This is a genomic window from Oleiphilus sp. HI0128 (assembly GCF_001635365.1).
In genome coordinates this window covers 1-18,585 of the sequence record NZ_LWGG01000753.1, presented here as the reverse complement: position 1 = coordinate 18,585, position 18,585 = coordinate 1, and the positions used below count along the sequence as shown (strand labels likewise).

Here is an 18,585-nt window from a genome sequence, read left to right as displayed (position 1 = left end):
AGTTTGTAGGTGAATTGCATAGTATGGATTTTGATAGTCTTGATAAACGTCGTCTTAACCTTGGCCTGGAACATGATGATGAGCTACAGTCTCTAGAGAATAGCTATAACCAGATGCTCGAAACCTTACAGCAACAGAAGCAGGAATTTGTTGATGCGCAGCAAAGCTACCATCGAGAGTTAGAGCGGAAAGTTCATGAGAGAACTCACGAACTGGAGTTGGCGAATCAGCAGCTAAGTTTTTATGCGAGTACCGACCCGCTTACCTCAATCTATAATCGTCGAAAGTTCTTTGTTCTGGCTGAAAAATATCGGGCTTTAGCCTTGCGCAATAAGCATCCCTTATCCCTTCTGGCTTTGGATTTGGACCACTTTAAGCATATCAATGACGAATACGGGCATGCGGCTGGTGACGAGGTCTTGGTTAAGTTTACTTTGCTTGTTGGCCAGTTATTGCGTGAAAGCGATATCTTCGCTCGCTTTGGAGGAGAAGAGTTTGCGATCTTGTTAGAGAATACCTCCTCTGAAGATGCTGTGACGGTTGCGCAAAACATAATTGATGTGGTTGAAGGTCAATTATTTGAGTTTGAAGGTCATAATATTAAAGTGACTGTATCGGTTGGAATTGCAGAAATGATGATGGCGGATGAAGGCATTGGAGCATTAATCGCGAGAGCGGATAAAGCGCTATACCACGCCAAGGAAAACGGACGTAACCAGCATTTTATCTACGATAGTGGACAGGCGGAATTATAGTTATTGCGATGGATAAAGAGCTTCTGCATGTACAAATAATTAGTGCACTAAAATCGCGTTATGATATTGCGTACTCTGCTGCTAAACAAGCTTATGAAACGGCAACGCACGAAGAGAATGTTGCCGAGAACAAATATGATACGCTTGGGCTGGAAGCTTCTTATTTGGCCGAAGGGCAGGCTCGCCGGATGGCTGAAGCAGAAAACGCACTTAAAACATTTGAACGCTTAAAGCCAAAGAACTTTGGTGAAGACGATGCAATTCAATTTGGTACCTTAATTGGACTGAGAGAGCTCGGCACTGGTCGCGACGAGGCTGCTAGTGAAGTGTTTCTTTCGCCTGTTGCAGGGGGCCTTATAGTCGATTTTAATGGCCGCCAGGTGTTGCTTTTGAGTAAGCTCGCGCCGCTGGGAAAGGCTTTGTTTGGCGCCTATCTCGAGGACGAAGTAGAGCTTGGTGATAAGCGCTATCTAGTCGAAAGTATTAGCTAGTTTAGTGCCCGGGAACGACCATATCTTCGATGGCAGGCACGTTCGCGGTAACAGAGCCATTGTATCGTGCGTAAATATCCGTCATGGTGCCGTCACGGTGAAAGGTTAGCAAGACCTGGTTAAAGGCATCGACATACTCTTTAGAAACTGTTTCTTTGACAAAAATCACATAATATAAGTTCTTAATATCTGGCCCTGCATAACGCACATTCTGCAGCTTGAACTCTTTGATCGTATCAAAGCCGACGACATCCGGTACATAGACCACCCCACGTTTACCAAAGCGATCAGCTTCGAGCATTTTAAACACATGCTCAAAGTCGTTCTCTATGACAACACGAGCCCCAGGGATTTTCTTTGCGAATTTCTCGACCTTTTTCGACATGTTGGTCGGGCCATAGGTGGCGATGGTTAAACCGCTTAACTGCTGACGCGAGCTGTAGTCTAAAGGGTTATCTTTTTTAACAAACAGACCATAGTTCACTACATGAACGGGCAAGCTGTAGTGCCATTTCTTGGCTCGCTCTGTGTTATAGCTCATATTGAATGCAGCGTCCGCACGATGCGCTTCTAGTTCAACAAACATTCGGGGCAAGGGGTTAAATTGAAAGGTGGTGTCTCGCATTAGCTTCTTATTAACCGCCTTAACCAGAGCGGCCACCGGGCCATCAATTTCTTGTGTGGTTTCGTTGATGTAAGCGACAGGAGGATAACTATTAAATGAGACAGGCTTGCCTTTCTCTTGATGAGCCTGAGATAAGGCGCTAAAGCCAAGCATCATACTGACTACGATGAGTGCCGAAGCGATTGAGTGTCTATTTCGGCTAATTTTTATCATTTCCAGTCTTCCGATAACGTGGCTTATGAACGGCGCCATGACTTCTTATGGGGGCTATAAGGCATTAGTTTAGACCATGGTGCTTGGATTGCACCCATCAAGCCTAAATTCAAGGATGACTATTGTTATTGGGATTAAGCCGGCTTCGTTGCCTTTGCTTAAACCTTGTTCCAAGAGAAAAACTTAGCCTAAAAGTATTAAAAAGACGAAAAAACTGTGATGCGTGTCATGTTTTGAGGTCGGTACGCCGGGGGCTAAGCCCTTCGGGTGATCAAACTAAGCCCGGCTAAGCCCTATTATTTGAATCATCAAGACGAACGGCGTTAAGCAAAAAACTTCAGGCCTTTTTGCTTAGCTCCTTTCTAAACTTGTGTTGTGATAACTTTTTCCGATTAGGGCCTCCCTACAAGCCCTATTAGTGAACGCGGCGATTAGGTAGTTCGGCACCTTTCGCCGCTTTTTTTTGTCTGAAATTTAAGCTCAATCAAAAACACCTGACATCGCAGAGCGATTTATTCCGCAGTACTCTCTTGTAAAACGGTGCTAACTGCTTGCTTCTCTAATCAAGTCGTCGATGCTTTTCATATTACTACTATCGCAATAGCTGATACCAAAATTAGCAGAAAAGCTTACATTGCTTTCCTTAAGTTCATAGCTACGGCTTTTAATGAGTTGACTCAGTCGCTCAGCGACTTGCTTGGCATCTTGTGCGTTGCTCTCTGGCAAGATGATGACAAATTCATCGCCACCTATACGGGCAATGATGTCAGCATCTCTAATATCATTTTTTACTAGCTGGGCGATAAACTCCAGGCTGCGGTTGCCTGCATCTAGTCCCTGTTCGGTATTAATCTGGCTAAAGTGGTTGATATCAAAATGGATCAAGCTAATAGGGTGGCCATAGCGGTCGGCTTGCGAGAGTAGTTGCGATGCGTATTGTTGAACGAAGCGAAGATTTGCAATACCGGTTAAATTGTCAGTGAGCACGAACTTTTGCTGCTCGTTATAGGCATTTAGCATCTCATCAGAAAAGAACTTTACGGCGCTAACAACAATAAGAAAAACAATTAGCGCGTTTCCGATAAAAACTCCTTGTGCGATGGAGGGCGGAATGGGGGCCATGTAAGTTTCGACTCGTAGTGTATGGGCCGCGCAAAAGCACAAGCAACCATAAAGCATGACAGCAAGCTTTTTCCATTTTTCCTGGTCATTGAGCAGAAAGTAGACCACGACCGGGAGGCTTAGGAAATAGAGTTGGAAGCCCGTTTCAGCGCCGACAAAGAATATACTCCCCAAGGTAACTTGCAGGCTGGCAATGAGTATCAACCAATAGGCGGAAAGGACAAACTTCTCCTGCCTGACCCAGTAGAATGTTCCGGCATAGCAGAGCGCATATAGGAAATCTGTAAAGCTGCTCAGCGCTTGTTGGTATTGAGTCCATAAAATAGCTGAATAGCATAAGGATACAATCACGCCGACCAGTGACACGCTAATAACGATTCGCTTACGATATTGTGTGCCTAGCTTGGTACTAAGAACTTCTGATTGCTGTGTAGATGCCTTATTTTGCTTCATGCCTGTTTGTTTATCCTAACATGTTGGCCAGTTTGTAGGGGCCTTCCAGTATATTGTGTGTTAACTGAACTTGATTCGATACACCTGTTTTTTGGTATATCTTTTTCAAGCGAGAGCGAACGCACTCTTTAGTGAGCTTGAGCTCTTCGGCGATTTCTGAGCCTGATAGCCCAGATATCACCTTGCTGAGAACTTGTGTCTCGGAGGCGGTCAGGCCATAAAAGTCAGCCAGGACTAGATTGAGCTTCTCAAAGCTGTCTTTCTCGACAGGACGCATCACCACGAGTGAACCTTTCGCTTTCCATATCTTATTTTCATGCGCAGACTTTCGGTAGGGCGTAACACCAATATGCCATTCATTGCCTCCACCAACGTATGCATCTAAACGAATGAAGCCTCCTGGAAACAAATCTATTCCCTGCGAAGCAAGAATGCATTGCATGACAAGGTGCTGTAGCCGCTTGTTGGCGGCAGGGTTCTTCAGTGCGAGGCGGTCATGTTTTAAGGTGAGCACCTCACTCGATTTTGCAAACTCTTCTGCCCGGGCGTTCATAGGTTTGGAGACATAATTCTCCATCACCAAAAAAATAGCAGCTTCAGTACTACTTTTTAGCTGCTCTTGCACCTGGCTTTGTAGCTGGGCAAGTTTGGTTTGGGTGGATATGGTAAAAGCGCGCGTTAGGTGTGGTACAAAGATGCCGAGAATTTTCTTTGTTTGGTTATCAAAATCCTGCTGAGTATCTGGGCGGTAAAAGGTGATGCTGGCAATGAACTGGGTATCTCGATAAAAGCAGGTGCTGATACTATGGAAGCAATCATTTTCACGGAATAGCTCCTGATAGACTTTAGAAGAGCGTTAGCTTTGGCTATCTAATAGCTCTGAGCCTTTTTTGATTGAACTGGTAGACATGTCTTCGACGCTTAGTCTGCGTTCATCAAGGGGGGCGTATTCTTCGCTATATGACTCGATAGTTTTGTCGTTAAATCGATTAGCAACGATACTAAGTTGCTGGGACTTCCTATCAGTAATCGTTAGATAGCCGCCCAGCGCTTCAATTGCATCGCAGATATCGCTGATAACCTCTTCCCATACATCGTCGTAAGCGACCGATTCATATATATGAGCGACAAGGTCGACAATTTTATTGTTGTAGTTCATTGCTATGCCACGAGACCTATAACTGCTGAGCGATCTAGATTTAAGCGCTTGAGAGATCTTTAAGTTGTAAAGATAGTAACGGAATTCCTGAGTAGATTTCCAGTTTAATAAGCGCTAGTTCACAGAATTGGCATTGAATTAGAAAAAAATTCCTGGGTCGCCATTTGGGCGGAGAATTGTCAAGACCCAGACGGGTTCGATTAAGAATATATTCTACGTATAGTAGTACTTGGCTTGCCTGAGCACTGTTTGCACGGATTAGCAACGGTGTTCTGGGCCAGTCACTAGTTAGGCAAGCCTTTTACTTTTGCGCATCGCATTTACAGCTCTTGTTTGGCCTGAATGTTAAGCTGGCCTTGTGCAAAAGTTTTCTCATTATTATTTAGTGTTTTTTCAAGCGCTAGATTCAGTTTTCGCAAGGACGCGGCCCCATTGTTTCTATTCCGATCAAAAAAACTATCTTGAGATAAGCTTAAGAGAAAAACGCTGTTTTTTATATAATTCTTGTTTTGACGACTGCTTAGGTCGTGTACTCATATATGGTATCGAGTGCTAGGTGGTCTTTTTGGAAGTAGTCATCAAAACACTTTAGTACGAGCGGGCTGCGGAGTTTATCTTCTAGTGCTCGTATCTCATCCATGCTCAACCAATGAGCAGCAATAATATCTTTATCGAGCTTATCGCTCTCTTTTTCAAGTGCTTCGGCGGCAAAGCAAAAGCGGTAATAACATACGCCATTTTGTGGGGCGGTATAGGTATATAAGCCAATAAATCCCGTGAGCTTGACGCGCCAGCCGGTCTCTTCCAACGTTTCTCGAATAGCGGCTTCTTGTATGCTTTCACCTTGCTCTATATGACCGGCAGGTTGGTTGAATACGGTTTTCCCATGAGAGCGTTCTTCAACGAGTAACAGCTTGCCATCTCGCTCGACAAGCGTGGCGACGGTTGCATGGGGTGTCCAGGTCATGATTGTGTTAAATCCTTTATATAGTCGGTGTGCCAGTAAAGCGGATATCTTATCAGTGAGCTGAACATTTCAAAATACTGAGAAAGACTTATTTAGTTGTCTCAAGTTCCTTCTCTTGTATATGGAAAGTAGACTGTGTTTTAGCTTGCAAGATCATCTCGGCGGCCTTTTCTGCCATCGCGATAATGGGGGCGTTCGTATTACCGCTAACCAGAGTCGGCATTGCTGAGCCGTCGATTACTCGCAACTTTTTAATACCATGAACTTTCAGCTCACTGTCTACGACAGCCATAGGGTCATTGCCCATTTTGCAGGTGCCGCTAGGGTGATATACCAAGCCTAGCCGTTCTTTACACTTCTTCAAAAGTGCCTCATCTGATTGGATGTTATTACCTGGGTGCAACTCTTCGCCACGATGCCCATCAAAGGCTGGGCTTGCTAATATTTTCCGAGCAACCCGAATGCCGTTGACTAATACTTTTGCATCCTCAGGGTCGGAGAAAAAGTTGAAGTCGATTTTGATTGGCTCTCTTGGGTCTGCTGATTTTAAGCTGAGTTTGCCTCGGCTTTTAGGGCGAAGGACGCAAACGTGAAGAGAGTAGCCATGGCTAGACAGGAGTTTTAAATCGCGCCCGCAGTCGTCAAAGAGTAAGGGAACAAAGTGCATCTGAATGTCTGGTACCTTTACCTCGGGGCTAGACTTCAAAAAGGCGCCCGCCTGGGTAATTGAGTTCGCCAGATTGCCTTGCTTGTCGCGCAGATATTTAAGAGTGTCGGGTAGCATTTTTAGCAGTCCGCCGGGGCTTGTCGAGAAACCATCCTTCTTTTTGCTTTTCACCAAAACACAGGCATCAACATGTTCCTGCAGGTTCTTTCCGACGCCGGGCAAATCCTGTATCACTTCGATACCATGTTGTTGAAGCTCCTCTTTATCGCCGATACCTGAAAGCATAAGCGTTTGAGGAGAGTTGAAGGCGCCGCCGCACAACAGCACTTCTTTACGTGCATGGACGGTATGCTTTTCACCTTGTTGAGTAAACTCGACCCCTGTTGCGACTTTGTTCTCGATGAGAATTTTATCGACAAAGGCCTCGCATTCAACAAAGAGGTTTTGCCTTGTCATGGCCGGCTTTAAATAGGCGCGTGAAACGCCGCAGCGCTCGCCATCTTTGATGGTAAATTGATAATAGCCCGCGCCTTCAAATTGTGGTCCGTTGAAATCTTCTGTTAGAGGGTATCCTGCTTGCTCACTTGCAGCCAAAAAACACTCGTTAAGCGGGTAAGTGTTTTGCGTGTCAGAGACATAGATAGGGCCTTCTCCACCATGATAGTCACTGGCACCGCGCTCGTTGGTTTCTGATTTTTTGAAGTAGGGCAGCATGTCATCAAAGCTCCAGCCAGGGTTTCCTTGTGCTTCCCAGGTATCGTAGTCTGATTTGTGACCGCGAATATAAACCATGGCATTGACAGCACTGCTGCCGCCGAGAGTTTTTCCGCGAGGACAAAATAGAGGCTGCCCGTTACGTATATCGGCAACCGGCTCAGACTCGTAGCGCCAGTTATATTTCTTACTATACATGAAGTAAGCAAAAGCCCCGGGAACCTTGATCATCGGGCTTTTATCTCGCGGCCCGGCTTCCAGCACAAGCACGGTTTTATCACCTTCTTGGGATAAACGCTGAGCTAATACGCTGCCCGCAGAACCAGCGCCAATGATGACGTAATCGAAAGTCAGTGAGTCCATGTGGTGTGCGCCTCTTATTATTATCAAATAAGCTCATCGTTTTGAGAACAAGCTTATCAATGTGGTCGTGTATTTGTTGAAGATAGTTTGAACGATAGGAAGGGGCTTGAAAAGGGAAATCTCACTTGTGAGCCTTGCTAGTAAGGGGGAGGTTCTTTAACTAGAAGAGGGTTTACAGCCTTAGGCTCTAAACCCAGAGTGGAATAACTGTTCGCAAGATAGTAATTATGCGGCTTGTTGTGGAGAAGGCGCTTCTGGTCTCTCAGGTACCAGTTCTTGGTATAGCTCGTCCAGTGCCTCGTTGAAATTACTTGCCAAAAAGCTGACCTTATCAGCAATCGATTCACAGCTAGTCAGGCTGATTGTTAGTGTATCGACATAGCTGGTGACCACAGCAGTTAGCGCCATGTTATCAACGATCGGTGCAACGCCTTCAAGAGATTTTAGCTCGGCGCCATTCAGAAACAAGGGAACCTTGGGGCCCGGTACATTGGTGATAATCAGGTTGAAAACGGGCTTTAGAATATTGGCTAGACGAAGGCGTGTATAAGCTTTCATGGTTAAGGAAGAAGACCACGAGGGAAGATGCTTCATGATTCGTTCAACCGCGACTTTATAGTTAAACTCTTTGGCTCTAAGGGCATTTTGATGAATCATGCCAAGTCGGGAGCTCGGGCTGTCGAGGTCTGTCGCGAGCGATATGAGCATTGGAGAGATTAGGTTCCCTCCTGAACTTTTTGGGCTTCCTTGTTCGTCCTTTTCTCGTTTTGATACGGGAATCATAGCGACTAAAGATTCTTCAGGAAGCTCATTGCTTGTTTCCAGGTTCTTTCGCAGAGCACCTGAGCAGATTGCTAATACAACATCATTGATTGTGCTGCCCGTGTAGGCCTTTCTAATTTCCTTTACTTTGTAGAGCGGTAGATGGGCGCTTGCAAAGAAATGCTTTTTACTGATTGCTTGATTGAACGGCGTTTCAGGTGCGGTGAAAAAGTGCGGAGGACGCTGTTCCTTATCGAGCATTCTAAGTGCTTGGGAGCTGAAGATAGAGTGACTCAGACGTTTAGCTAGGCCGTAAACCTTAAGTGGGCTGCGATAGGCGTTTTGAATGTGCTTGCTACCAATTTCATAAACGGTGCTCGGCAAGTCTTGGTGTTCGGGTTTCCAATCATCGGTAAGCTCGGCTTGCGGGGCGCTTTTAGGGCTTAGTAAGCCAGCGAGAATATGCTCGGCAGACATACCATCGACTGCGGCATGGTGAAACTTCAGCAGGACAAAAAACTCATCCGGCTTGTTTTCACTTTCCATATACATTATTTCCCACAAAGGCCTGTGATGATTTAGTGCGCGACTAAAGAACTGGTTGATAACCTGCTTTTTGTCATGTTCGTGCAGCTCACCTTTCAAACTTGTGTGGAACAAGTGTTGATCAATATCAAAGCTCTCATCGTCTAACCAGGCTGGTCGATCAAGGTCTAGGATTTGTGTCGCCAGCTTCTTTCTAAAAACAGGCGATATCGACAGATGCGATTGAATATGACTCTTGAACTGCTCGAAGGTCATTGTCTTGTTCTTAGGCTGAGAAAAGGTCAGCGTGCAGCCGATGTGCATGGGTGATCTGGCAGATTCGAGGTGTAAAAATGAAGCATCGAGATTGGATAGTCTGTGCATGGTGCCTCCGGGGTGGCTACACGTTGCTGGATGAGTTAGCTAATTCTTTCATTTGTGCGCACAACTGTAAACTCAAATGTTGATTTTGTTTGATCTGTGTCTATTTGTTTTTTTAAGTGATTGATTTTTTATTGATTGTATTTTTTATATTTCGGTGTTTTGTACGCTGAAATTTCATTTTTGTATTCATATTCTTTGTTCAGCTTTCATTCAGCTTTAGTGTTTTAAGATTATTCCACCTTCTAAAAAGAAAGAGGAATATGAACATGAAACAATTAACCTACTCAAGAAACTACCTACCTCAGCCTACGGTATTGGTGGCGTTTATTATTGTGGCGATGCTATTCAGCTCGCTTAGCTATGCGGGTGGAAGGAGTCACCGTTCAATCGACTTTGCTCGCGTAGTGAAGGTGGAGCCGATTATTAAAACCATTGAAAAAAGAATTCCCGAAGAGGAATGTTGGACTGAACAGGTTCGATATGATGATTATCCTAGAAGTGAGCATTCACATACTAGTACTATTCTTGGCGGTATTATTGGTGGCGCAATTGGTAATGCTGTAGGGCACCGAAGCAAAAACAAGAAGATTGGTACGGCTGTGGGTGCAATATTAGGGGCCTCAGTGGGGAGCGATATCGCCTCGAATGAGCGTCGTCGGTATAAAACAAGGTCACACTACCGTGATGAACAGCGCTGCGAAACCCGGCATCGTATAAGCTATGAAGAGAAGGTGCTCGGCTACCATGTATGGTATCGTTACAAGGGTGAAAGATATAAGACCCGAATGGATCAGAAGCCGGGTAAGAAAATAAAAGTGCGTGTCAGGGTGGAACCTTTTTAGAAGGGAGCTGTGACACCGAAAGAAGCCTCGTTAGTTGGCAACGTTCGCAAAGGTGATTGCTATGAAACTCGTAAAACTTTTTTTGTCCGCCGTGTTGCTGGTGTGCTTATCCGCAAACCTGGTCGCAGAGACAAAGAATGAGAGAATTGGTCGAGATCAAGCAATTGCCCTTGTTCAGGAAAGGTTCGAAGGAAAGGTCCTGAAAGTTCAGCTCAAAGAAACGCCCCGTGGTAGCGTCTATCGGGTTAAGTTTTTAACTAAAGCGGGTCGAGTTAGGGTGTTGCATGTCGATAGCCTGAGTGGTGAGCTGCTCAGTGGCGCCAAGTAAAGAGAGCTAGACGATGAAGCTTCTAGTGATTGAAGATGAAAACAAACTGCGAGAACAGTTGGCAGATGCTTTAAAGCAACAATCTTATTGTCTTGAACTCGCGGCTGATGGTGAAGAAGGTTTATATAAGGGAATGGAGTTCCCGATCGACCTGGCGGTTGTGGACTTAGGTTTGCCAAAAATTGAAGGCGTTGAAGTGATTCGTCGTTGGCGAAAAGCGGGGAGGGACTTCCCTATATTGATACTGACTGCTCGCGGAAATTGGCAAGATAAAGTTGAAGGCCTGGATGCTGGTGCAGATGACTACCTGGTGAAGCCTTTTCATGTCGAAGAGTTATTTGCACGTATTAAAGCCTTGCTCAGACGTTTTGGCGGCCAAGCCTCTTCAGTGCTAAAGTTTGAGACTCTGACAATAGACCTATCGGCCAAGCAAGCCACAGTAAATGATAGCGCGATTGACTTAACTGCTTTTGAGTTCAATATTCTAGAGTACCTTTTGCTAAATTCTGAGCGACCAGTCTCGAAGGCTGAGTTGACCGAGCACCTTTATGAGCAAGACTACGACCGGGATAGCAACGTGATAGAGGTCTTGGTTGGCCGTCTTCGAAAGAAACTTGAAACGGCTTGTAAGCTTTCCTTAATCAAAACTGTGCGAGGGCAGGGTTATCGCTTCCTTCACCCTTCAGAGTAAGTGTTGATGAAGACTTGCTTGATGAAAAACTGGCTGCTGACAAGTATACAAGGGCGCTTGGCGTTGGCTTCAGTCTTATTGCTACCCCTTATTTGTGGTGCCTTGGCTTGGGTGCTTGAGCGCGCTTATTCTGCTAGCTTGCTGGAAGCCCAGCATCAAAAAATGACGACACAGGCTTATGCTTTGATTGCATCGGCCGAACTGGAATCCCAATCGCTTTGGTTGCCTGAACTGGTGACTGATGATCGTTTGAACCAAGCTTTTTCTAATCACTATGCTTTTGCTTTTAATCATCAAGATAACGCTCTCTTGTGGAAGTCTCTCTCCGCTCAAGGACGCTTGGACACGGTTGAGTATGATGTAAGTGAGCTAAGCCTGGGAGACCCAAAATTCCTTCGTTTACCTATTAGTGACGTGCCTTTTTTCCACCTACATTATTTAGTTGAGTGGGAAGATGGTGAGCGTGTTTTACCTTTCCGTTTTGTTGTCTTGGAAACGCAAGATGCTTATCGCCAAGCAATGGAGGAGTACAGAGCCTCGCTTTGGTTTTGGTTGAGTGCGGTAGCGCTGGCACTCATTGCACTTCAGTTCATGATACTGAAGTGGGGGCTTCGCCCTATTGCTGCTTTAAGTCATGACTTGAGTGTGATTCAGAAAGGTGAGTCGGATTCGCTGAAAGGCAATTATCCCTTAGAGCTTCAGGAGATGACGGATAGTATTAATCGTCTTATTTCCCACGAAGCTCATCAGCGAGAACGCTATCGGAATACCTTAGCGGACCTGGCACATAGCATTAAAAACCCTTCTGCCATTATTAGCAGCGCCTTGAATCAGGCGGGAAACTCCCTACCTGATGATATGCGCAATACCTCATGGCTCCAGGATATTGAGGAGCAGAATGAGCGCATCGATAAAATACTTTCCTACCAGCTAACACGCGCCGTTGGGGGTGTGGCAGCCCCGTTTAATAAGGCCGTAGTAGTCAAACCCTTGTGCGATAAAATCTGTGCAGCCATGGGCAAGGTCTATCATGATAAGTCGATGACTTTGGCTTGTGATATCTCCGGCGACGCAGTCTTTAGGGGAGATGAAGGTGACCTGATAGAGCTCTTAGGCAACTTGATCGATAATGCTTTTAAATACGGAAAGGCGCAGGTTAATGTTCATGCAAGGGCCCATGACAATACCTTACGGATCACCATTGAAGATGATGGCCCGGGGATAAGTGAAGCTGAGCAGGCAAAGCTCGTCAGACGAGGCCAGCGCGCGGACACTACGATTCCCGGCCAAGGAATAGGTTTAGCTGTAGTAAATGATATTGTCGAGAGCTACGGCGGGACGCTAAGATTATCTGATTCTGAATTAGGCGGGCTAAGTGTAGAGCTCGCCTTTTCTCAGGGTTTATAGAGCTTTTTTGTGCTAGAAAGGCAAAGGGTATTCCCTAAGTACTTTGAAAATAGCCTTCAGGTCATCTTTGGATAACTCAACTTTAAAGGCTTCGATATCTTCTTCCAGCTGCTGCAAACTGGTGGCGCCAATAATTGTTGATGTGACACCATCGACCTGATTACACCAGGCTAATGCCAATTGTGCCGGCGTGATATCGAGTTGCTTAGCAATCGAGGCATAGGCACTGACAGCCGTCTCGACATTTGGCTTGTCCCGTAAAATACCATTGCGTTGTGGAATGCTCCAGCGACTACCATCAGGCCTTTCTCCATTTAGATATTTACCGCTTAATACGCCGCCACCAAGCGGAGACCAGGGAAGGTAAGCGACATCCTGGTGAACACAGTTTTCAATCAGGTAAGGCCAGTCTTTGGTATGTAGTAGATTAAACTCATTTTGTATTGATACCATCTTGGGAAGCGAGTGCTTTTCAGCTAAACGTAAGTACTCATTGATCCCCCAAGGTGTGTCGTCTGATAAACCGCAATGTCTAATTTTCCCGGCTTTGATGCAGTCATTTAAAGCCTGAAGAATTTCTAGCATTTGATCGGAGTGTGCCTGACGGTCTACATCGGTAAAAGAAATTCGACCAGGGAAATGTTTGGCGAAGTGAGGCGAGGTACGATTGGGCCAATGGAGTTGGTAGAGGTCGATGTAGTCGGTCTTAAGGCGCTTTAAGGATGCGTCTACTGAGGTGATAATCGACTCACCCGTGATGTCACCACCCCCGCGTATCCAAGGTAGGCCATTTCCTGCAATCTTTGAGGCCAGAATAATGTCACCTCGTTTACTCGAATTAGCTGCCAGCCAGTTACCTATCATCTTTTCTGTTTTGCCATAGGTATCGGCTGCAGGTGGCACTGCATACATCTCTGCTGTATCAATGAAGTTCACGCCTTGCGCCAAGGCGAAGTCGATTTGCTCACTGGCATCGCGCTGAGTATTTTGTGTGCCCCAGGTCATCGAGCCCAGGCATACTCGTGAAACATTAATGCCGCTGCTACCAAGTTTTGAATAGTTCATTGATCAAGCCTCTATTTAGTTTCGCTTATAGTAATAGATCTCCTTAGGTGCGGACAGTGTTTTTTCCAGGGGCTTTACCGCATTACTAGAACAGCTCGACCCCACAGCCACCTAAGCCACAGTAGCCGTCGGGATTCTTATCAAGGTATTGCTGGTGATATTCTTCAGCATAGTAAAACTCAGAGGCTTGTTTAATCTCGGTAGTGATTTCGCTAAACCCCCGCGCTGTTAGCGCTACTTGGTATTGTTGTAGGCTTTCATTAGCAAGTTTGCTTTGTTCGTCATTGAAGGTGTAAATGCCTGAACGGTATTGTGTTCCCTGGTCGTTACCTTGGCGCATGCCTTGTGTTGGGTTATGCGCCTCCCAAAATGTTTTTAGTAAGTCTAAGTATGATACTTGGGACGGATCATAAGCGACTAATACCACTTCATTATGGCCTGTCGATCCTGAGCAAACTTCTTGGTAGCTTGGGTTGGGCGTAAAGCCCGCGCTATAGCCTACCGCCGTAGAATAAACTCCTGCCAGTGACCAAAACTTTCGTTCGGCGCCCCAAAAACAGCCCATGCCAAACATTGCTTGTTTAATTCCAGAAGGAAAGGGGGGCAGCATTGAATTGCCAGTGACGGTATGGGTGGCGCTAATGCTAATTGCCTGATCGCGCCCTGGTAAGGCGTTTTCGGGTTTGATCATTTTGGCTTTTTCGGGCTTAAAAAACATAGGGATCTCGTCGCTTGGTGTGAGAAATTTTAAACTGCAGGCTTAGGGTGTCGCTAGTAATTGCTTCGCTTGGCGCACTCTCAACATGACATCATTATGATCCTCTTTCCTGATATGAGCTTGCACTAGCCTGGTTTTGACGATGACCGTTACCTTCTCTGCATCTTCCACAGTTCGGTTATGTGCTTTAAGCACTTTTGCAATCTCCTCGGCACTGGCTCCCTGGTTTTTCTTTAATAGCTGAATAATATCCTTTGCACACTGCTCTGCAGCCGGGTCGGGTTTGCTCATGCTTTTAAAAATTAATACGGCGATTACGATGATAAGAATAATAGGGATATAGGTATTCATTGCTGAGAATCCAGTTGTTTAGTCGGGCTTAGCCAATTGTACCTTATGATTCATTCTTGATGGTTGTTTTTTGAGCTTTGTTGACTACATTTAGAAGGCTTATCTGTTTATAAAAATATCAAAAATGAGAGGATGATATGAGCGAGGAAAGCGTCGATTTTGGTCCGTTGGAAGCGATGATTGGTACCTGGGAAGGTGATAAAGGTTTGGATGTCGCGCCTTTGCCAGGAACTCAAAAAGAAGATAGCCCTTACTTTGAACGTATTGTTGTCGAACGAGTAGGGGATGTTGAAAATGCCAAGCAGCAGACGCTGGCGATTGTTCGCTACCATCAGGTTGTACGGCGTCAAAGCAATGGCGAGATCTTCCATGATGAGCTTGGCTATTGGATGTGGGACGCTGAACAGAAAATTGTTATGCACTCGCTACAAATCCCTAGAGCGGTTGGCCTTCTTGCTGGCGGATCCTATGACTCGAATGCAGGTACACCGGGAAAAATTAAGCTATTCGTACAAGCCAAAGATGGCGATGCTGACTGGGGAATTGTTCAGTCACCGTTTATGCAAAAAAACGCTCGCACGATCGCCTTTCGTCATGAAGTCACCATTGAAGGTGATACCTTAAGCTACTCCGAAACCACAGTGCTGGATATCTACGGCAAGACCTTTGATCACACTGATGCAAATGTTTTGACAAGAAAGACAGGTGCCGAGATAAAGCAGGATAACACTGTAGCCCAGGTTGTTGAGCTTGCTCCTAGCGGCTCTCAAACCTCAGATAACAGTCCGAATATAGCGGGTCGAAAGCCAATCAAAGCCGAATTAAAGTCGGGTGAAAGCTATGCTTGGTGCTCTTGTGGCTTGAGTAAGAATCAGCCATTCTGTGATGGTAGTCACCGCTCCACCTCATTTAAACCCAAGGTATTTAAGGTCGATGAAGATCAGGATGCCTGGTTGTGTATGTGTAAACATAGCAAGAACCCGCCTTATTGTGATGGTAGCCATAAGAACTTACCGAAACCTGGGGCAATTGCTGCGGAAGCCTCCTCTATACCAACGGGTACTGAAGAAGTCGCCGAAGAGCCAAGCTTGGCAGAGGTTAAAGCTTTGGCACAAGACGGTTTAGAGAAAACCGGTGGCCATGGTGAAATGGTAGCGATGGGAGTACCCCGTACGCAACTTCCAGAATGGGATGATATTCAAATCATGACCGCCCAGATGGCAACGAAGCCTTTGTTGGAAGATGAAAAAGTAGGGACGGAGTTGATCATCGGACCGAAAGCCAAAAAGCCTTTGGTATTAGATATCCCACTATTTGTTTCAGATATGAGCTTCGGTGCACTTTCAGAAGAAGCAAAGATCGCACTAGCAAGAGGGGCGGAATTAGCAGGGACGGGTATTTGTTCCGGGGAGGGCGGTATGCTGCCTGAGGAACAGGCCGAGAATAGCCGCTATTTCTATGAATTAGCGTCAGCGCAATTCGGCTTCTCTGAAGATGTTCTACAACAAGTTCAGGCCTTCCACTTTAAGTGTGGGCAAGGCGCGAAAACGGGTACCGGAGGTCATCTTCCAGGAGCCAAAGTGCGTGGAAAGGTTGCTGAGGTAAGAGGTTTGGCTGAAGGTGTGGATGCTATATCGCCTTCTTGTTTTCCTGAGATGAATGGCCCTAAAGATTTTAAACACTTCGCTGATCGCATTCGTGAGGTGTCGGGTGGTATCCCCATTGGCATGAAGTTATCTGCTAATCATATCGAGAGAGACATTGAGTTTGCCTTGCAAGCCAGTGCAGACTATCTGATTCTCGATGGCCGTGGTGGTGGTACTGGTGCAGCACCGAGTTTGTTTAGAGATCATATTTCTGTGCCTACTTTGCCAGCCTTGGCACGCGCTAGGCGCTACCTGGATGACCGTAAACGTCATGATGTCACGCTAATAATTACTGGTGGTTTGCGAGTGCCCTCAGACTTTATCAAAGCAATGTGCCTAGGGGCCGATGGCATTGCGATCTCAAACTCTGCTTTGCAATCTATTGGCTGCGTTGCTGCCAGGATGTGCAATACCAACCTTTGTCCGGCAGGCATTGCGACACAAAAACCTGAACTCAGAGCTAAGCTGGATATTGACACCTCTGCACAGCAGCTTGAACGCTTCTTTAAATCCTCGACACACTTGATGCAAGTGATGGCGAGAGCGTGTGGCCATGACCATTTGAGTAAGTTTACTCTGCAAGATATTGCGACTTGGAAAAAGGAGATTGCCGAATTAACGGGTATACCGTTTAGTGGCATGTAGAGATACCTTTTCCCAACAGTTGAATTAGTAACATGTCACCTTTTTGAGGTGGCTTGTCTTTGACATGTTAGTTTCCAAGAATCTGTGTCAGTGTGGGCTTTAGTTGAAGCTAGTTTTGATCGATAATGCTACAGCCAAGTAAAAACACCTGATAAGTTATCTTTAGCCTCACCCGCGAGTACGGTGCTTTTTAAGTTCTCCGCAGCACTTTCCGGGGTATCTAGGGATAGAGCATACTTGATGCCTTCATCTCCAGCCGGGTCGTGCAGACCGTCGGAGCACAGCATTAGTCTATCGCCCACAGCCAAGTCTAGAAAACCGATATCCAGATCAATGTTCTCATCAACACCTACCGCTCGAGTAATTGCATTGTTTTGAATGTTTTCTGTCGGTAGACCTGATTCTTTATATAAGTTATAGATTGAGTGGTCTGAAGACAATTGAGTTAGTTCACCGCGTCTCCATAAGTAAAGCCTGCTATCCCCAGCCCATAAGAAGGTAGATTTGTTATTCTCAAGCGCCAGAAGTACAACCGTGCTGCCACACGTTAGTTGATTATCCTTTGCATAGCTAAATATCTCGGTGTTTACATTTTGTATAGTTTGTTTAATTGCATCTACTTTGGAGAAAAGGTTTACTGGTAGTTCCTTTTCAGATAGTTGCCTTACAATCTCCTGGCTAGCTTTATCGCCATCAACATGACCGCCCATACCGTCAGCGACAAGCCATAATGAATCAGAATCTTTTACCAGGATTTCATCCTGGTTTTGAGTTCGTTTATTACCTACATCACTGAAACCAAATGATTGAATGTTGAAGGGGATAGCTTGTCCTTTGTTATTATCAGTCATAGTCGAGATATTCAGTTCGCTAGTAACATCTGAACGTTGAAAGTTTGAAAGAATGTCCAGGCCAGAAACCGCATCATCCGATTCTAGCTCGGTTGGCGGAGTGATGATGGCGTTCGGACTTTCATGGTCAGCTGCTATGGTTGTTGGGTAGAAGGTAGTGCACGGCTTCATTTTTGTTATTAACGCATTATCCCTTGCGTAGAAGCCTATTTAAGCATGCTGTAGGACTAATATCTATAGCCTATAATTTAAATTTACTAGGCTATTTAGGTGTGATTCGAATTCGTCGGCTCTGGCTAAGTATAATCGAACGACCCTTAATCGGAATCAAAAAATAGTCACCTGACTTCTTTCTGATTCCGGTTTTTGAACCTACACTGATTAACAGCGTCTAAGGACTTCTATAGCGACTGGAGAGTGTTAGTGAGCCGTGTTAACCCACTTGTTTTTGCAATGATTAGTTTACTTGTTTTCTGTTCGACACCCTTAGCTGCTTTTGAGGTTTTAGTGCTTGATCAGAACGGTAAACCGGTTAAAGACGCTTATGTAGCGATACCCGAAGGAAATATTGAGCAAGCAGAGGAAACGCCGGCCATTATGGATCAGCTTGATATTGCCTTTGTACCTCATGTATTGGCGATAGACCAAGGGCAAGCGGTTGTCTTTCCCAATAGTGATAATATCCGTCACCATGTCTATTCCTTTTCCCAACCCAAAAAGTTTGAAATTAAATTATATCAAGGAGTTCCCGAACAGCCGATTACCTTTAATCAGCCGGGTTTAGTGGCACTAGGTTGCAATATTCATGACTCAATGTTGGGCTATATCTATGTGTCACCAT

The 18,585-nt window shown here is 45.5% G+C and carries 20 protein-coding genes; 9 read left to right on the top strand and 11 right to left on the bottom strand.

Annotated elements, in window-relative coordinates; all coding sequences use genetic code 11:
- Both A3763_RS10160 and A3763_RS10155 read left to right on the top strand, forming a co-directional pair.
- Positions 1-755 (top strand): GGDEF domain-containing protein (locus tag A3763_RS10160; RefSeq protein ID WP_231872164.1); only part of this gene is annotated, 755 nt, incomplete at its 5' end.
- A gap of 8 nt (positions 756-763) precedes the next feature.
- Positions 764-1,246: a hypothetical protein gene (locus A3763_RS10155; RefSeq protein ID WP_068511176.1), complete on the top strand. Its 483-nt coding sequence runs from the start codon at positions 764-766 to the stop codon at positions 1,244-1,246.
- 1 nt (position 1,247) lies between these two features.
- On the opposite strand, the gene A3763_RS10150 is transcribed toward A3763_RS10155, so the two are convergent.
- From A3763_RS10150 to A3763_RS10140, 3 genes are all read right to left on the bottom strand, one after another.
- Positions 1,248-2,084: an ABC transporter substrate-binding protein gene (locus A3763_RS10150; protein ID WP_068511175.1), complete on the bottom strand. Its 837-nt coding sequence runs from the start codon at positions 2,082-2,084 to the stop codon at positions 1,248-1,250.
- 543 nt (positions 2,085-2,627) lie between these two features.
- A complete protein-coding gene (locus tag A3763_RS10145; RefSeq protein ID WP_068511173.1) occupies positions 2,628-3,659 on the bottom strand; it encodes a GGDEF domain-containing protein in 1,032 nt (343 codons plus the stop codon).
- A 10-nt stretch (positions 3,660-3,669) separates the two neighbouring features.
- Positions 3,670-4,284: a helix-turn-helix transcriptional regulator gene (locus tag A3763_RS10140; protein WP_068511171.1), complete on the bottom strand. Its 615-nt coding sequence runs from the start codon at positions 4,282-4,284 to the stop codon at positions 3,670-3,672.
- A gap of 57 nt (positions 4,285-4,341) precedes the next feature.
- Between A3763_RS10140 and A3763_RS27565 the strand changes: the two genes are divergently transcribed.
- Positions 4,342-4,491, top strand: coding sequence for a hypothetical protein (locus A3763_RS27565; RefSeq protein ID WP_156490768.1), 150 nt, complete (start codon positions 4,342-4,344; stop codon positions 4,489-4,491).
- A 24-nt stretch (positions 4,492-4,515) separates the two neighbouring features.
- On the opposite strand, the gene A3763_RS10135 is transcribed toward A3763_RS27565, so the two are convergent.
- The 4 genes from A3763_RS10135 to A3763_RS10120 form a co-directional block, all read right to left on the bottom strand.
- Entirely contained in the window at positions 4,516-4,818 is a 303-nt protein-coding gene (locus A3763_RS10135; protein ID WP_068511170.1) for a hypothetical protein, read from the bottom strand.
- Between the two features lie 520 nt (positions 4,819-5,338).
- Positions 5,339-5,785 carry an NUDIX hydrolase gene (locus A3763_RS10130; protein ID WP_068513378.1) on the bottom strand — a complete coding sequence of 149 codons (447 nt, stop codon included), beginning with the start codon at positions 5,783-5,785 and terminating at the stop codon, positions 5,339-5,341.
- Between the two features lie 88 nt (positions 5,786-5,873).
- Entirely contained in the window at positions 5,874-7,529 is a 1,656-nt protein-coding gene (locus tag A3763_RS10125; protein ID WP_068513375.1) for a GMC family oxidoreductase, read from the bottom strand.
- 225 nt (positions 7,530-7,754) lie between these two features.
- Complete coding sequence (locus A3763_RS10120; protein WP_082880434.1) at positions 7,755-9,200, bottom strand: wax ester/triacylglycerol synthase family O-acyltransferase; 1,446 nt, start codon at positions 9,198-9,200, stop codon at positions 7,755-7,757.
- Positions 9,201-9,466: 266 nt separating this feature from the next.
- Between A3763_RS10120 and A3763_RS10115 the strand changes: the two genes are divergently transcribed.
- The 4 genes from A3763_RS10115 to A3763_RS10100 all read left to right on the top strand — a co-directional run bounded on the left by A3763_RS10115 (position 9,467) and on the right by A3763_RS10100 (position 12,468).
- Positions 9,467-10,042: a glycine zipper 2TM domain-containing protein gene (locus tag A3763_RS10115; protein WP_068509409.1), complete on the top strand. Its 576-nt coding sequence runs from the start codon at positions 9,467-9,469 to the stop codon at positions 10,040-10,042.
- Between the two features lie 61 nt (positions 10,043-10,103).
- Positions 10,104-10,370, top strand: a complete 267-nt coding sequence (locus A3763_RS10110; protein ID WP_068513369.1) for a PepSY domain-containing protein — start codon at positions 10,104-10,106, stop codon at positions 10,368-10,370.
- 13 nt (positions 10,371-10,383) lie between these two features.
- Entirely contained in the window at positions 10,384-11,061 is a 678-nt protein-coding gene (locus A3763_RS10105; protein ID WP_068513365.1) for a response regulator transcription factor, read from the top strand.
- Between the two features lie 21 nt (positions 11,062-11,082).
- The gene (locus tag A3763_RS10100; RefSeq protein WP_197470236.1) at positions 11,083-12,468 is read left to right on the top strand and encodes an ATP-binding protein; all 1,386 of its coding nucleotides are present in this window, start codon (positions 11,083-11,085) and stop codon (positions 12,466-12,468) included.
- 12 nt (positions 12,469-12,480) lie between these two features.
- Here the strand turns inward: A3763_RS10100 and A3763_RS10095 are convergent, their stop codons facing one another.
- The 3 genes from A3763_RS10095 to A3763_RS10085 all read right to left on the bottom strand — a co-directional run bounded on the left by A3763_RS10095 (position 12,481) and on the right by A3763_RS10085 (position 14,602).
- Complete coding sequence (locus A3763_RS10095) at positions 12,481-13,533, bottom strand: aldo/keto reductase (protein ID WP_068633853.1); 1,053 nt, start codon at positions 13,531-13,533, stop codon at positions 12,481-12,483.
- A gap of 85 nt (positions 13,534-13,618) precedes the next feature.
- The gene (gene msrA, locus A3763_RS10090) at positions 13,619-14,251 is read right to left on the bottom strand and encodes a peptide-methionine (S)-S-oxide reductase MsrA (RefSeq protein WP_082870215.1); all 633 of its coding nucleotides are present in this window, start codon (positions 14,249-14,251) and stop codon (positions 13,619-13,621) included.
- 42 nt (positions 14,252-14,293) lie between these two features.
- A complete protein-coding gene (locus tag A3763_RS10085) occupies positions 14,294-14,602 on the bottom strand; it encodes a hypothetical protein (protein ID WP_068513352.1) in 309 nt (102 codons plus the stop codon).
- A gap of 137 nt (positions 14,603-14,739) precedes the next feature.
- On the opposite strand from A3763_RS10085, the gene A3763_RS10080 reads away from it, so the two are divergent.
- A complete protein-coding gene (locus A3763_RS10080; RefSeq protein ID WP_082880433.1) occupies positions 14,740-16,893 on the top strand; it encodes a glutamate synthase-related protein in 2,154 nt (717 codons plus the stop codon).
- 128 nt (positions 16,894-17,021) lie between these two features.
- On the opposite strand, the gene A3763_RS10075 is transcribed toward A3763_RS10080, so the two are convergent.
- Positions 17,022-17,915, bottom strand: a complete 894-nt coding sequence (locus A3763_RS10075) for a PP2C family serine/threonine-protein phosphatase (protein WP_082880432.1) — start codon at positions 17,913-17,915, stop codon at positions 17,022-17,024.
- 252 nt (positions 17,916-18,167) lie between these two features.
- On the opposite strand from A3763_RS10075, the gene A3763_RS10070 reads away from it, so the two are divergent.
- Positions 18,168-18,585 (top strand): methylamine utilization protein (locus tag A3763_RS10070; protein WP_197482875.1); only part of this gene is annotated, 418 nt, incomplete at its 3' end.